The following is a 14,748-nucleotide window of genomic DNA, read 5'->3' as shown; positions in this document are numbered from 1 at the left end:
GCCCACACAAGGACACATGAAGATTCCCTCGTTGATCAATCTGGCAACCGCCCTGGCCATCGCCACGGCCAGCGGGTCAGTTGCCGCCTCTTGTAATGTCTGGCCAGGTCTCGCATCGGCCAGTCTGCAAACTGCCGTCGAGTGGGCCGTGCGTAACAGCAGTGCGGTCTTCACCGGCCAGGTCACCGCAATCGAGTACATTCCGGCCGAGGACCAGCAAGTCAAGGGCCGAAAGATGCAGGTGGTGAAGCTGGCAACCGGCACATGGTGGAAAGGCACGCCAAGCGAGCAGATTACTCTGCACACCAATATACCCAGGGATGCCGACGGCACCGACTACATCGTCTCAACCGAGTACCAGTACGAAGTGGGACAGAGTTACCTGATTTACGCGACCAGCGCCGGCGGCCACCTGTACGCCGGCGGCTGCACCCGAACGCGGGAGCTCGGCGCGGCAACAAGCGATATCGCCGAGCTTGATGCGATGAAGGCCCAGGCCAACTAGCCAGGGACGCTCAGGTCTGCTGCGCCCACTTGGTACAGGTCTCGAAGGCGCGCTGCGGATTCACACCCCAGGAATCCGCGATGAAGCCGGTACCGATTTCGCCCAGCAGGCGCTGCAAGGTCGGCCTGTCCTTGGCAATGCAGGCCACGTAGGCATAGTTGTTGCGCCGGGCGGCGCCGTCCGGGTAGCGGGCCAGCATGTCCTCGTAGCCCTGTTTCATCTTGTCCCAATCCGCGTAGCTCGACTCGAACAACGCCGCGCCGAACTGGTTGTCCATGGCGTCCGCATACAGGCGCGCATACATGCCGGTGCCGAATTTGGCGCTGGTGGCGGCGGTCACCTTGCGGATGTAGGTATCGAGCACCTTCGGGTTGCCGCCCCACTTGGGCACCAGCCCGAGAGCGACCATGAAATACAACTGGATATCGTCGGGATTGCGCGCGATGCCCGCCTCCGCGATCGCCTCCATCCGGGCCTGGTCCCACGACAAGCCGCGGCCGATCTCGAGCAGCACTAGGTGGCCGGAACTGTCGGTCGATACCAGGTCCATGTGCTGCTTGACGTAGGCAAACGCCTGGTCCACGTAGCGCTGGTAATAGGCCCAGGCTTCGGGCGGCACGTCCTTGACATAGCTGGTGCCGCGATAGGATTGGGCGTGCGCCAGCAGCGACCGCGCATGCAGGATGTGGGCATAGGCCGATTGCGGATTGTCGTGGGCCCACTGCAAAGTCAGGGCATCGAGTTCGCTCAGGTAAGCCTCGCTGTTCTTGACCACGTAGGAGAACACGGCGCTGGTCCCCCTGCGGAAATAATCGAGCCGGTTGCGGGCATTGGTCTCCAGCGGGCCCGGTTGCCGGTAGGCCGCGTTCATTTTGTCGAGCGCGGCAAAGTCGCCTGTCCAGAAAGCTTCCGTGGCTGCCTGCTGGACCGAAGGTACTGCCGGCTGGTCGTTGGCGGCCCCAACAGGCCCGGCCCAGACCAGCGCAGTAGCCAGGACCAGTGCGCACACCCGGCGTGCGCGGCGTTGCGTGTTCGATGTAGTACTCATTGACTTGCCTCCCCGGCAGCCTTGGCAGGCGTGCCCTCTGGTTCATACGTTTTGCCCCATACCAGCTTGACCTCCGGCGGCAGCGGAACCCCGGTTACCGCGCCCATCGCCGGATTGAGGCCGCCCTTGAGCGTCCCCTTGTCGAAAGTATCTTCGAAAGCAATCGGACGCATGCCGCGGATACCGGGCACGGTAATCTCGCGGGCCGAGACGGTGGCGCGCACCGGTTTGCCGCTGGCGTCGAATGTGCGGCGCACCTTGGTCACTCCGCTGACGCCATACCGGCTGGCCAGCCCGGGAAAGGCCGGCCTGCCGTCTGCCCGCTCTTCGGGCGCCTCGCCGGCCGGCGGGTCGAACGCCCTGCCGAAACGGACCGTGGCGGTGACCAGGGTGCCGTAGCGGAACGCGTTGATGGCCGTCGCCGGCGCCACGCCTTGCGCCAGGCTTTCCACCAGCCACCAGCGCTGCGCATGGCAGTTGACCTCCGGCGGCAGGTCGTCATAAGGGCGGCCTTCCGACAACAGCAGCCAGGCCAGCACCGGCGGCAATGGTGTCAACGGCCGCTTGCCGTCGGGGATACGCGCCACGGCATCGACAATCTGCTGCCGCGCTGGCGTTTCCGGCCACGGCAATGGTTCGGCATGCGGCTTGCCCCAGCGCTCCAGCAGGCGGGCTTCGGCTTCCAGCGCGGCTGCACGCTGCGCTGGCGGCATGGCCTGGATGCGCGCGATCCGGCGGGCAAAGTCGGCGGTGTACGGCAACTCGCCGATCTTGCACGCCGCAGGGGAAGTCTTGATCAGCTCGATCGTGGCGCGCTCGTAGGCCGCGTCGCCCGGTTCGATATGCCAGTACGCCAGTTCGTTGAGCACCCGTGCCGCTACCGCGGTGTAAGCCAGCCGCGCCTTTTGACTGGTCGTATCGTTGAGGGCGAGTTTTTCTTCCAGCAGCCAGCCTGGCAGCTGGCTCTCGATACGTTTTACCTGGTCTGCAGCGATTTTTTCGGCAGCAGTGCGCAATGCGGGATCGAGCTGCTGAACCTTGGGCACGGTAAAAGCACGCACCACTTCCCTTTTAAGACCGGCCAGCATTTCGGCCTGTTGCGGATATTCCTGCCCCTCCGCCGCAGTGGCCCATGCCATGACCGCCACCTGCAGCAATCCGATTCCGATTCGTTTCAATTCATGCCTCTCTTTTTATCTCACTTGCCCATACGCAATCCACCAGCGTGATTAAGCATGATCGATAGCAAATAGTCAATACCAATGATCGCTCACGGGGTTGAGCACGAGCTTATTGCCGAAAAGATATTTCTCGCTTACAGTCTGGTATAGAAATCAATCACAGGAATTCGCATGACCAAACATTTGCGCTTGTCCGCCCTGCTTGCCAGCCTGCTGCTGGCCATCTCGGCGGTGGCCGCTCCGGTCCTTACCGACCGCCTGCCGCTCGACCCCAACGTCAAGATCGGCAAACTCGACAACGGTCTCACCTACTACATCCAGAAGAACGCCAAGCCGGCCCAGCGCGTGGAACTGCGGCTGGTGGTCAATGCCGGTTCGGTACAGGAGGATGACGACCAGCGCGGCATGGCCCACCTGCTCGAGCACATGGCCTTCAACGGCAGCACGCATTTCAAGAAGCACGAACTGATCGCCTACCTGCGCTCGATCGGGGTGCGCTTCGGGCCTGACCTGAATGCCTCCACCGGCTTCGACATGACCATGTACATGCTGCCGATTCCGACCGATAAGCCGGAAAATCTCGAGCAAGGCATGACGGTGCTGGAAGACTGGGCCCACGGCCTGACGCTGACCGACAAGGATATCGACGACGAGCGCCAGATCGTGCTCGAAGAAAAGCGCCTGCGCAGCGGCTATGCGCGCCGCAGCCTGGCCGCCATCCTGCCCAAGCTGGCCAACGGCTCGCGCTACCAGGACCGGCTGCCGATCGGCACCGAGGACTCGATCCTGCACGCCAAGGCCGATGCCGTGCGCCGCTTCTATGCCGACTGGTATCGTCCCGACCTGATGGCCGTGATCATGGTCGGCGATATCGACCCGGTCGAGGCTGAAAACATGGTCAAGCGCCATTTCAGCGGCCTCAAAATGCCGGCCAAGCCGCGCCCGCATATCGCTTACCAGTTGCCGCCGCTCGGTGCGCCCGACGCGCTGGCCTTCCTCGACCAGGAAGCGCCCGCCAATAATGTGCAGCTGGTCTATTCCACCTTCGGGCGCCAGCCGGGCCAGACCGTCGGCGACTTGCGCGATGCGCTGGTGCGGCGCATGTTCAGCCAGTTGATGGCGATGCGCCTGGGACGCCTGACGCAGATTGCCGAGCCGCCGTTCGTTGCCGGCACCGCCGGCGAGAGCCCGATTCCGTTCGGCCTGCACCAGTACAGTTTTTCGGCCAGCGCCACCGTGGGCAAGGCCGGCGTGAATGCCGCCATCGACACGCTGGTGCAGGAAAATGCGCGCGCGCGCCAGTTCGGCTTTTCGCCGTACGACCTCGACGTGGCCAAGCGCAATCTGCTGGGCAGCTACGACTTTGCCGTGAAGTCGCGCGCCACGCGCGACTCTGCCGCCATCCCGGGCGAATTCATTCGACACTTCCGCACCGGCGGCGCGATGCCGGGCGTGGACGTCGAAGCCGGGTATGCGCGCGAACTGGTGCCCACCATCACGCTCGACGAAGTGAACGCCTATGCCAAAACCATCATCCCGGCCACGGCGCCCAAGCTGGTGCTGTACACGGCGCACACCAACAGCGTTGCCGCCGGCCAGGCTGCGCCCACCGGCGCCGACCTGCTGACGCGCGTTGACACGGCCAGCAAGCTGCCAGTCGCCAAGCTTGAGGAAAAGGCGCTGCCGGCCAACCTGATGAGCTACAAGCCAGATCCGGGCAGCATCACCGCCCAGGTCGAAGACAAGGTCACGGGCGTGACCACGCTGACACTGTCGAATGGCGTGAAGGTGATGCTCAAGCCGACCGACTTCAGCAAGGACATGGTGCAGATGCTGGCGGTGCGCCCCGGCGGCCGCTACGCGTACAGCGATGCGGAAAAGAGCGCCGTGCGCTTTGCCAGCGACGTGCAGAAAGCGATGGGCGTGGGCTCGTACAGCCCGTCCGACCTGCAGCGCGTGCTGGCCGGCAAAGGCCTTGCCTATAACGCCGCGCTGGGGCCGTATAACGATACGTTGAGCGGCAACAGCCGCAGCGGCGACCTCGAAGCCGTGCTGCAAATGAATTACCTGACCATCACCAACCCGCGCCGCGACGAGAACCTGTTCCGCTCGTTCGTCACGCGCGGCGCCGAAGCCGTGCGCAACCGTTCCGCCTCGCCGGAAGCGCGCTTTGCCGAAGCGCGCACCCGGACCGTGTATGGCGACCATCCGCTGCTCGAACTGCCGCCCAAGCCCGAAGACTTCGAGAAGATCAACCTCGACCGCAGCCAGAACCTGCTGCGCGCGCGCCTGTCCAGCGCCCGTGGCATGACCTTCATCTTTGTCGGCGATTTCGAGGTCGAAGCGATCAAGCCGCTGCTGGCCACCTACGTGGCAACGCTGCCGGTCGGCGACGTGTCGCTCGCGTACAAGGACCCGGGCATCCGCCAGGTGCCGGGCGTGGTGCGGCGCGAAGTGAAGGCAGGTCTCGAACAGAAGAGCACCGTGATCGTCGATTTCGGCGGCGACATGACCTATTCCTACCCCGACTCCTGGTCGTTGGGCATGTTGAACGAAGTGCTGAACCTGCGCATCACCGACGAGCTGCGCGAACAGCAAAAACTGATCTACTCGGGCGGCTCCAGCGTCAGGTACGAGAAGATCCCGAGCGGCCGTTACGGCGCCACCATCGTGCTGCCGACCACGCCGGACAAGGTGGCCAAGGTGGAAGCCGCGTTATGGGGCGAGATCGAAAAACTGCAGACCGACGGCCCGCAGGCGGACGACCTGAACAAGGTCAAGCAGGCCAGGCTGCAGACCTATCGCCGGGCGCTGCGTGAAAACGGCTACTGGATGAATTACCTGCGCCTCAATGTCCTCGAAGGCCTCGATCCGCACGAAATCCTCAACATCGACAAGCGCATCAACGGCGTCACCGCCGACGACGTCAAGGCAGCGGCGCGGCGCTACCTCGACCGCAAGAATCACGTGGAGATGGTGTTGCTGCCGGAGGATGGGGCGGTGGCAGCGGTGGGCAAGCCCGACTGATCAGTCGTCATCGTTGGGGTCGAGGTCCGGGAACATCACCGAGGTGAAGCCGAACTTGGTGAAGTCCCTGATCCGCGCCGGGTACAGGATGCCCAGCAAATGATCGACCTCGTGCTGCACCACGCGCGCGTGAAAGCCGTCCACCTCGCGCCGGATCGGCTGCCGGTGCTGGTCCACGCCTTCGTAGCGCAGGCGCGTGTAGCGTGGCACGCTGCCGCGCAGACCCGGTACCGACAGGCAGCCTTCGAAGCCCTCTTCCATCTCGTCCGACAGGGGCGTGAGCACGGGATTGATCAATACCGTTTCCGGCACCTGCGGCGCGTCCGGGTAGCGCAGATTTTCCTTGAAGCCGAAGATCACCAGTTGCAGGTTGACGCCGATCTGCGGCGCGGCCAGGCCGGCGCCGTTGGCATCGGCCATGGTGTCGAACATGTCGGCGATCAGCTGGCGCATGGCCGGCGTGTCGAACTCGGTGACCGGTTCGGCCACGCGCAGCAGGCGCGGGTCGCCCATCTTTAAAATTTCACGTACCGCCATCACGTTTCCCTTATTTTGCCGCCAGCAGCGCCAGCAGGCCTGCTTCGTCGAGAATGGTCACTTCCAGTTCCTGGGCCTTGGCCAGCTTGCTGCCGGCATCCGCACCGGCCACCAGGTAATGGGTTTTTTTGGAGACCGAGCCGGAGACCTTGCCGCCTTCGGCTTCGATCAGCGCCGCCGCCTGGTCGCGGCCCATGGTGGGCAAGGTGCCGGTCAGCACGAACGTCTTGCCGGTCAGGTGCCCTTCGCTGGCTACCGTGGCAGGCAGCTGCGCCAGCAGAGCTTCACGAAGCGTATGAAGCCTCTGGACCTGTTCGCGGTGCCCCGGGACATTCATCCACTCTTCTAAAGCATGTGATACCGTGGTGGGCAAACCAAACACATCGAATACACGTAAATGCGGCAGCTTGTCCAGCGTGACACCTGCCTCAATCAGTTGCTTACTGCGTGGCTCAGTCAATTTAGGGATGCCCAGCGCAGTTATCAGCTTGACTGGTTCAAGCTTCTCGCGCAGTTTGGCGCTTGGTGGATGCTCGCCTTTCGGCGCCACACCTGCGTCCAGTAGTGCGTTAATAGCCTCCCGGTTCCTTGGTTCTGCAAAAAACTCAGCGATCGAAATGGCAACAGTGCCACCAATATCGGGCAATACACGCAGCAGCGTAGCCGGCACCTCGCTTATCAGCGTCAAACTCCCGAGCCATTCGGCCAACGTCTTGGCAGTAGATTCGCCGACGTGGCGTATACCTAGCGCAAACAGCAGACGCTCCAATGGAGGATTTTTGCTTGCCTTTATTGCTTTTAGCAAGTTGTCGGCCCACTTTGTTGCAACCTTGCCGGTCGTAACAGTCTCCGGTATCGTACCTTCACGCTCATCAGCCAAGCGCTTCATTTTCAGCAAATCTTCAAGATTTAGAGAATACAGATCTGCCACTCGCTGAACTTTTCCGTGGTCAACCAAGTTATCGATATAGCGGTCGCCTAGACCCTCGATATCCATCATACGTCGCCCCGCGAAGTGTCGAATTGCTTCCTTACGCTGCGCTGAGCAAAAAAGACCACCGGAGCAACGTGCGATCACTTCGCCTTCTTCCCGAACAATATGCGAACCACACACTGGGCATGACTTATACATGATAAATTGACGCGGTTCCAACTGTTCAGAAATTACATCAATGTTATAAGCAAGCAGACTTAGGCTTGATCGGAGCCGCTTTAGAGGCAATTCATTTTTACAATCGGATGTCCTCAAGAATTTTAAATTCACGCCACCCTTTAGGGTAATGCTTACCTTAGAATTAATTTCTCCTCTCAACGGGCTGCGGAGAAGAATTTTACTAATGATATTTCGTATTTTAGGCTGAACATCAGTCAGTTTAATTGGAGTGGTATGCCTACCAGGCAACACTCTAGAATTTTTTGATTGTCTGCTTTTATGCGACGTGATAATTACCGATCCACGAACAAAAAATTTTCGGTATGCTTCTCTGTCTGAAATAGAAGGACGAGAAGACTTTTTCTGTGGTTTGTGTGAACTTGCTCTGGATGCTCTTTTCCGAATACTAAACAGCAATTCCAAGGGGGACGGCTGCGGTCGGCGCTCCAGTACCACCGACAGCACCTCCGGTATCACGTCGCCGGCGCGGCGCACGATCACGGTGTCGCCCACGCGCACGTCCTTGCGGCGCACTTCATCCTCGTTGTGCAGCGTGGCGTTGGTGACATTCACGCCACCGACGAACACGGACGCCAGGCGCGCCACCGGCGTGATGGCGCCGGTGCGGCCCACCTGCACTTCGATGGCCTGCACCGTGGTCAGTGCTTCCTCGGCCGGGAATTTATGGGCCAGCGCAAAGCGCGGCGCGCGCGAAACGAAACCGAGCGTGCGCTGGTCTTCGAGCCGATTGGCTTTATAGACCACGCCGTCGATCTCGTACGGCATGGTTGGACGGGCGGCGCCGATGGTCTTGTAGTATTCCATCAGGCCGTCGTAGCCGCGCACCACGGCCGCCTCTTTTGCCACCGGCAGGCCCATGGCCTGGTACCACTCGAGCAGCGCGCTGTGCGAGGCCGGCATGTCGGCGCCTTCGAGCAGGCCAATGCCGTAGGCGAAGAAGCGCAGCTTGCGCTGGCGCGTGATGCGCGAATCGAGCTGGCGCAGGCTGCCGGCGGCCGCGTTGCGCGGATTGACGAATTCCTTCTGGCCCGCTTCGCGCTGGCGCGCGTTCAATGCCGCGAAATCGCCCTTGAACATCAGCACTTCGCCGCGCACGTCCAGCACGGCGGGCGGACTGTCGGTGTCCAGGCGCAGCGGGATCACGCTGATGGTGCGGATGTTGGCGGTGACGTCTTCACCGGTGTAGCCGTCGCCGCGCGTGGCCGCCTGCTCCAGCAGGCCGTTTACGTAGCGCAGGTTGATGGCCAGGCCGTCGTATTTGACCTCGGCCGCATATTCGACGGCAGCCGACGTATCGAGGCCGTCGCGCACGCGGCGGTCGAAGTTCTCGATATCCTCGTCGGTAAAGCCGTTGTTCAGTGACAGCATCGGCACCGAGTGCGTCACCTGGTCGAACTGCGGCAGCGGCGCGGCGCCAACGCGCCGGGTGGGCGAATCGGGTTGCACCAGTTCCGGGTGATCGGTTTCGAGCTGCTGGAGCTCGAGGAACAGCTTGTCGTACTCCGCGTCCGGGATGGTCGGCGCGTCCTGCACGTGGTAGGCGTGCAGGTGGCGGTTCAGTTCCGCGCTCAGCGTTGCGATGCGGGCTTGGTAATCTACTTCAGTCATTGCAGGTACTCGGTTCAGCTAAACAGGCGCATGGCGCGGGTGGAACCGGCCGGAATGTCGGCGTCGTTCATTTCGGTATAGAAGTCCTGCACCTGCTTGGCGATTTCGGCCAGGGCGGCGTCGGACAGCGGCTGGTTGTAGTCGTCCACGATGGTCGCATCGAGGCGGCCCATCAGCGACTTGGCGCAGGCGATCATGGCGCCGAAGCCGTCACGCGCAGGCGCCACGCATGGCACGTCGAGCAGCAGGGTCAGGCGCGACGTGGTTTCCTCGGCCAGCGTGACATTGGTGGACAGCGAGAACAGGAAGCCGCCGTCGCCGTCGGGCATCACGTAGCGGCCATCCGGGCGCAAATCGAATCCCTGCTTTTCCAGCGCGCCGATCAGGGTGGAAATCGCCCATGGTGCGCCATTGCTTTGCAGGTTCACGCCCAGCTGGGCATCATGGCTGGCGACAAAACGGTGCAGGTTGCGCGCTTCGGCCATCACTTCGATCATGTCCGGCACTTCCGGCTCGGCGCCGATTTCGTCGGACATGGCGCGCAGGCGCGTGACCAGTTCCGAGTATTCGAGTTCGTTGAGCGCGGTGCTGCGGCTGGCCAGCTGGATGCCACCTTGCAGCCTGGTGTACACTCCGCCGTAGGCGATCGGTTCCCAGTCGCCGGAGACAGCCAGGCCGATATAGTGCAGCGGCTTGTTGCCGACCATGCGCAGCGTTTGCAGTACCGGCAGCAGCTTGTCGCCGCGCAGCGGGGCTTCCAGCGCCAGCGGCAGCAGGCAGTCGATCAGCGGATCGACCAGCGCGGTGGCCTGCTCGGCGGCAGCCGCCGCTGCGGCGTTGGCGCGGGCGGCCAGTTCGTCCACGTCCGGCTCCGGCGCGCCGGGCGCCACCGGGTCGGTGGTGAATTCGGGGATCGGTGGCAGTGCCGGACTGACCGGACTTAATACCGCGCCCAGTGCTGCGGCGGACGCCGTGGCTTCGGCGCCGGCAACGCCCGGTGCATCAGCCGCCGGTTCATCGAGCGAAAAGCTCGGTTCCTGGCGCACGGCGGGGCCGGCAACCGGGCTGCTGGCGGCGCGCACGGTGGCCGGCGTGGGAGGCGCGGCCGGTACCGGGTTCTGGGCGTAGGACGGCGCGGCCGCAGCGTCGGGCGCATTGGGGTGACCCTTCATCAGCACGTCGTCGTGGTCGGTGCCGAACGCGCGTTCCACGCTTTTCTTGGCCTTGTATTCCTGGATCTTGTTATAGGTGAAGACGCCGGCGACGAACACGCCCGCGAGCCCGATCAAACTCAGTTGGAGATCTGTCATGCTGCTTGTACCTCAGTTGCAAAGTTGGCGGCGGACTGCATGTCCACCGCCACGATGCGCGACACGCCCTGCTCCTGCATCGTCACACCGATTAGTTGATTGGCCATCTCCATCGCAATCTTGTTGTGCGAGATGAAGAGGAATTGGGTATGTTCCGACATGCGCTTGACCATGCGGCAGAAGCGCTCGGTATTGGCGTCGTCCAGCGGCGCATCCACCTCGTCGAGCAGGCAGAATGGCGCGGGATTCAAGCGGAACATGGAGAACACCAGCGCGGTTGCCGTCAGCGCTTTTTCACCACCGGACAGCAGGTGGATGGTGGCGTTCTTTTTGCCCGGCGGCTGCGCCATGACCTGCACGCCGGAGTCGAGGATCTCGTCGCCGGTCATGATCAGTTTGGCCTGGCCGCCGCCGAACAAGATGGGGAACAACTCGGAAAAATGCCCGTTTACGCGGTCGAACGTATCTTGCAGCAGGTCCCGGGTTTCCTTGTCGATCCGGGTAATCGCATCTTCCAGCGTGGCGATCGCTTCCATCAGATCGGCATTTTGCGCGTCAAGAAAATTCTTGCGCTCCGACGCCGTGGCCAGCTCGTCGAGCGCGGCCAGGTTCACCGCACCGAGCAGAGCAATGGCATTGGTCAGGCGCGTGACTTCGCCCTGCAGGTACGACGCCTTCATCTCGGGATGGAGTTTTTCGGCCAGCGCCGCTTCATCCGCCTGCGCTTCGGCCAGCTGGGCGGCGAACTGCTCCTGGTTCAGGCGCGCGGCCTGTTCCTTCAGTTGCAGCTCGGTGATCTTGTCGCGCTGCGGTTGCAGTGCGCGCTCGGTGGACATGCGCCCTTCTTCGAATGCGCGCATCTGCTGCGCCACCTGGTCCAGTTCATGGCGGGCGTCGGACAGCGCTTTTTCCTGGTCGGTGCGGCGATCGAGCAAGTCCTGCAAGCCGTCGTTGGCAGCGCCGGAATCGAGATTGGCCAGCTCCAGGTGGCCGGCCTCCATGCTGTCGGTCACCTGCACCACCTGGGCGCTGGCGGTGGCGATCGCCCGGCGCAGTTCCTCGATCTTGTTGCGATGGGTTTTCTCGGCAAAGACGATTTCCTGGGCCGCGCGTTCCAGATCGCGGGCGGCGTCGCGGGCATCGGCCAAGCGCTGCTCCTGTTCCAGGAACACGGTCTGGCCGTCTTCGTGTTCGCCTTGCAGGTCGCCCAGTTCCATGTCGAGCTGCTCGAATTTTTCTTCCGATTCGAGCTTGATCCGGGTTTGCTCTTCCTCCTGCGCCACGATCTCGGCCAGGTCGGCGGCGATTTGCGTGCTGCGCTGGTTGAAGCGCGCTTCGATCTCGGACAGTTTGACGACGTCGATTTGCAGCTTGTGCACCGACTGCTGCAAGCTTTGCAGCTTGATGCGGGCGTCGCCCAGCGCGCGCGTGTGGCCGCTCAGCGCCGCTTCGGCGCGCACGGCGCGGGCGCGCGCTTCATCGGCCAGCATTTGCTGGGCGCGCAGCTGGCGCGTGAGGTTTTCGATGTCCTGCTGGCGGCCCAGCATGCCGTCCTGTTCGGAATCGGCTGCGTAAAAACGTACGCTGGCCGCATTGATCACGTGGCCCTGCGGCGTGACGAAACTGCTGCCGGCCGGCAGGCGCGCGCGCTCGGCAAACGCGGTGGCCGCGTCCTGTGCCTGGTACACATGGTGCAGCCAGTCTTGCAGCAGGCCGCGCAGGCCGGGATCATTGAGTTTCAGCAGGTCGATGAACGGCGCCAGGCCCGAGGTATCGGCAGGCGCCGGCGGTGCGCTGCTTGACGGCGCGTACAACGCCAGCCTGGCCGGCGGCGCATCGGCAAAAAACGCCTTGGCCCATTCGATGTTGGACAATTGCAGCGCCGACGTGCGTTCGCGCAGCACGGCTTCGAGCGCGGTTTCCCAGCCAGCTTCGATGTGCAGCTTTTGCCACAGGCGCGGCAAGGTATCGAGTTCGTGCTTTTGCAGCCACGGCGTGACTTTACCTTCGGTTTGCACGCGTTCCTGCATTTGCCGCAGCGCGTTCAGGCGCGCTTCGAGCTGGGCGTTGGCGGCCGTCTCGGCGTTCACCTGCTGCTGGGCGTCGCGACGCTCCTGCTCCAGCGCCGGCTGCTGCGCGGTCAGTTCTTCGAGCAATCCGGTCTGTTCTTCAAGCTGGTACTGCTGTTCTTCCTGCTGCTCGCGCAGATTGGACAAATGCGCGCTGTCGGGCAGACTGAGGCCGTGCTTTTCCTGTTGCAGGCGCTCGCGCCGCACGGCCAGGCTGTTCAGAATATTGCTGGCGTTGCGCTGGTGCGCCGATTCCAGTTCCAGTTGCTGCTGCGCCTGCATGATGCGGGCGCGCGACTCGGTGCTTTTCTCTTGCGCCGCGCGCCAGGCTTGCTCGAGCAGCGGCAGCGATTCGGCCTTCTGCTCGGCGCGCATCTGCGCTTCTTCCACTTTTGCGCCCAGTTCTTCGAGCGTGAATTCCGCTTCCTCGATCTGACCGCCGTAGTCAAGCGCTTGCTGCTGCCACTGGTCGCGCTGGGCGGTGAGTGTGGCCAGTTGCGATTGCAGGCGGCTGCGCGATTCGATCACGAACTTGATCTGCGCCTCTAAACTGCCGATTTCGGCATTGGTCTGGTACAGCGCGCCCTGCGCCGTGTGCAAGCGGTCGCCGGCGGCGAAGTGCGACTGGCGCAGGTGTTCCAGCGACAGCTCGACATTGCGCAGCTTGGCGGTTTGTTCTTCGAGGTCGTTCTGGGCCTGCTCCATCTCGCGGAACACGCGCTTTTGCTCGTTTTCCGCCTCGACCTTGCGCAGCAGCCAGAGCAGCTTCTGCTTCTCTTCCTGGTCCGCCTGCAACTGGTGGAAACGGGTGGCGACAGCGGCCTGGCCTTCGAGCTTTTCGAGATTGCTGTTCAATTCGCGCAGGATGTCTTCGACGCGCAGCAGGTTTTCGCGGGTGTCGTGCAGGCGGTTTTCGGTTTCGCGGCGGCGTTCCTTGTATTTCGATACGCCGGCCGCCTCTTCCAGGAACACCCGCAGTTCTTCCGGGCGCGACTCGATAATGCGGCTGATCATGCCCTGGCCGATGATGGCGTAGGCGCGCGGGCCGAGGCCGGTGCCGAGGAAAATATCCTGGATATCGCGCCGGCGCACCGGCTGGCCGTTGATGTAATAGGTGGACGTGCCGTCGCGCGTGAGGGTGCGCTTGACGGCGATCTCGGCATACTGGCCCCACTGCCCTGCGGCCTTGCCGTCGGCATTGTCGAACACCAGTTCCACCGATGAGCGGCCGGCCGGCTTGCGGTGGGTGGAGCCGTTGAAAATCACGTCCTGCATCGACTCGCCGCGCAGCTCGGACGCTTTCGATTCGCCGAGCACCCAGCGCACGGCATCGATGATATTGGACTTGCCGCAGCCGTTGGGCCCCACCACGCCAACCAGTTGCCCCGGCACCTGGAAATTGGTGGGATCAACGAATGACTTAAATCCCGACAATTTGATGGAAGAGAGACGCACGTTGGTTTAACTGGGAGAGGCTGTAAAGGTTCGCAATAATACCATTTAGCTTATCTGCCAAGGCCAAAAACCATGTCCGCAAGTGTGCGGCAGCGGTAGCGGCTTAGTGCGCGACGTTGGAATTATTGTGGCGCCACATATCGCGGGTATACGGATGATCGCGGCCCGAGAGCTTCAAAGCTACTTGGGTAATCCAGTCCTCGGCCGGAATCGGCTCCACGTTGGGCGCCACCAGCACGATCGGCAGGCACAGCACGGCCAGCATACGGCTCAGCGCCCAGCGGTGTTCGCGGCTGGCAAAGTAGATAAAGCCACCGGCCACCACCAGGCCGAGTATGGCGCCGGTCACGACTTCGGACACCGAGTGGGCCAGTGTGGGCACGCGCGAGATGGAAATCAGCACAGCAAGGATCACGCCCACGGCAGCGCCGATGTAACGGGCATAAGGACCGCTGGAACGCAGGACCAGGTAGCCGGCCACCGGGTACACGGCCGCCGCGCGCATGGCGTGGCCGCTGAAACCGGCGAACTCGACGGACTCGACACCGAGTCCCCATCCCATGAACATCATCTTGGTGATGACCACCAGCGCCATGCCGATGCCGAACAGCATGGCCCAGGCCAGCGTCAGGCGCCATTGCTTGCCAGCGATCAGGTAAATGGCGATGGCGGCGCCGATGGGGCCGGTAACGGCCAGGCTGCCGATCATGCTCAGGAGGTGCCAGAAATACATCATCCGTAAAGCCTTTCATTTATTGCATTGCACCATACTATTTAAACACAGCAGCGGCATTGTAGCGAATTAATGCCGTGCGGGAATTTTTTGGTGCACTG

9 protein-coding genes are annotated in these 14,748 nt (G+C 62.7%); 2 read left to right on the top strand and 7 right to left on the bottom strand.

Annotated features, from left to right (window positions below; translation table 11 throughout):
• Positions 1 to 16 precede the first annotated feature (16 nt).
• Complete coding sequence (locus tag F8197_RS02745) at positions 17 to 505, top strand: hypothetical protein (protein ID WP_152879766.1); 489 nt, start codon at positions 17 to 19, stop codon at positions 503 to 505.
• Positions 506 to 515: 10 nt separating this feature from the next.
• Here F8197_RS02745 and F8197_RS02740 read toward each other — a convergent pair whose 3' ends face one another.
• A complete protein-coding gene (locus F8197_RS02740) occupies positions 516 to 1,553 on the bottom strand; it encodes a DUF4034 domain-containing protein (RefSeq protein WP_152879764.1) in 1,038 nt (345 codons plus the stop codon).
• Positions 1,550 to 2,692 carry a hypothetical protein gene (locus F8197_RS02735; protein WP_152879762.1) on the bottom strand — a complete coding sequence of 381 codons (1,143 nt, stop codon included), beginning with the start codon at positions 2,690 to 2,692 and terminating at the stop codon, positions 1,550 to 1,552. The genes F8197_RS02740 and F8197_RS02735 overlap by 4 nt, the downstream gene beginning before the upstream one ends.
• Before the next feature lie 213 nt (positions 2,693 to 2,905).
• Here F8197_RS02735 and F8197_RS02730 point away from each other — a divergent pair, with 213 nt between their 5' ends.
• Positions 2,906 to 5,761, top strand: a complete 2,856-nt coding sequence (locus F8197_RS02730; protein ID WP_152879760.1) for a pitrilysin family protein — start codon at positions 2,906 to 2,908, stop codon at positions 5,759 to 5,761.
• Here F8197_RS02730 and def read toward each other — a convergent pair whose 3' ends face one another.
• The 5 genes from def to F8197_RS02700 form a co-directional block, all read right to left on the bottom strand.
• Positions 5,762 to 6,298 carry a peptide deformylase gene (def, locus tag F8197_RS02725; RefSeq protein WP_056147702.1) on the bottom strand — a complete coding sequence of 179 codons (537 nt, stop codon included), beginning with the start codon at positions 6,296 to 6,298 and terminating at the stop codon, positions 5,762 to 5,764. It lies immediately after the preceding gene.
• Between the two features lie 10 nt (positions 6,299 to 6,308).
• Positions 6,309 to 9,080 (bottom strand): NAD-dependent DNA ligase LigA, encoded by a 2,772-nt coding sequence (gene ligA / locus F8197_RS28765; protein ID WP_227012028.1) that lies wholly within the window; start codon positions 9,078 to 9,080, stop codon positions 6,309 to 6,311.
• A 14-nt stretch (positions 9,081 to 9,094) separates the two neighbouring features.
• Positions 9,095 to 10,390, bottom strand: coding sequence for a cell division protein ZipA C-terminal FtsZ-binding domain-containing protein (locus tag F8197_RS02710; RefSeq protein WP_152879758.1), 1,296 nt, complete (start codon positions 10,388 to 10,390; stop codon positions 9,095 to 9,097).
• Positions 10,387 to 13,914 (bottom strand): chromosome segregation protein SMC, encoded by a 3,528-nt coding sequence (gene smc / locus F8197_RS02705; protein ID WP_373996764.1) that lies wholly within the window; start codon positions 13,912 to 13,914, stop codon positions 10,387 to 10,389. Before smc ends, F8197_RS02710 begins: the two co-directional genes overlap by 4 nt.
• Before the next feature lie 103 nt (positions 13,915 to 14,017).
• Positions 14,018 to 14,650 carry a phosphatase PAP2 family protein gene (locus tag F8197_RS02700; protein ID WP_056147715.1) on the bottom strand — a complete coding sequence of 211 codons (633 nt, stop codon included), beginning with the start codon at positions 14,648 to 14,650 and terminating at the stop codon, positions 14,018 to 14,020.
• Positions 14,651 to 14,748 lie beyond the last annotated feature (98 nt).

Source organism: Duganella sp. FT27W, assembly GCF_009295655.1.
Taxonomy (GTDB): domain Bacteria; phylum Pseudomonadota; class Gammaproteobacteria; order Burkholderiales; family Burkholderiaceae_D; genus Rugamonas; species Rugamonas zoogloeoides.
The sequence above is the reverse complement of the archived record's forward strand: the minus strand, read 5'-3'. Positions and strand labels throughout refer to the sequence as shown.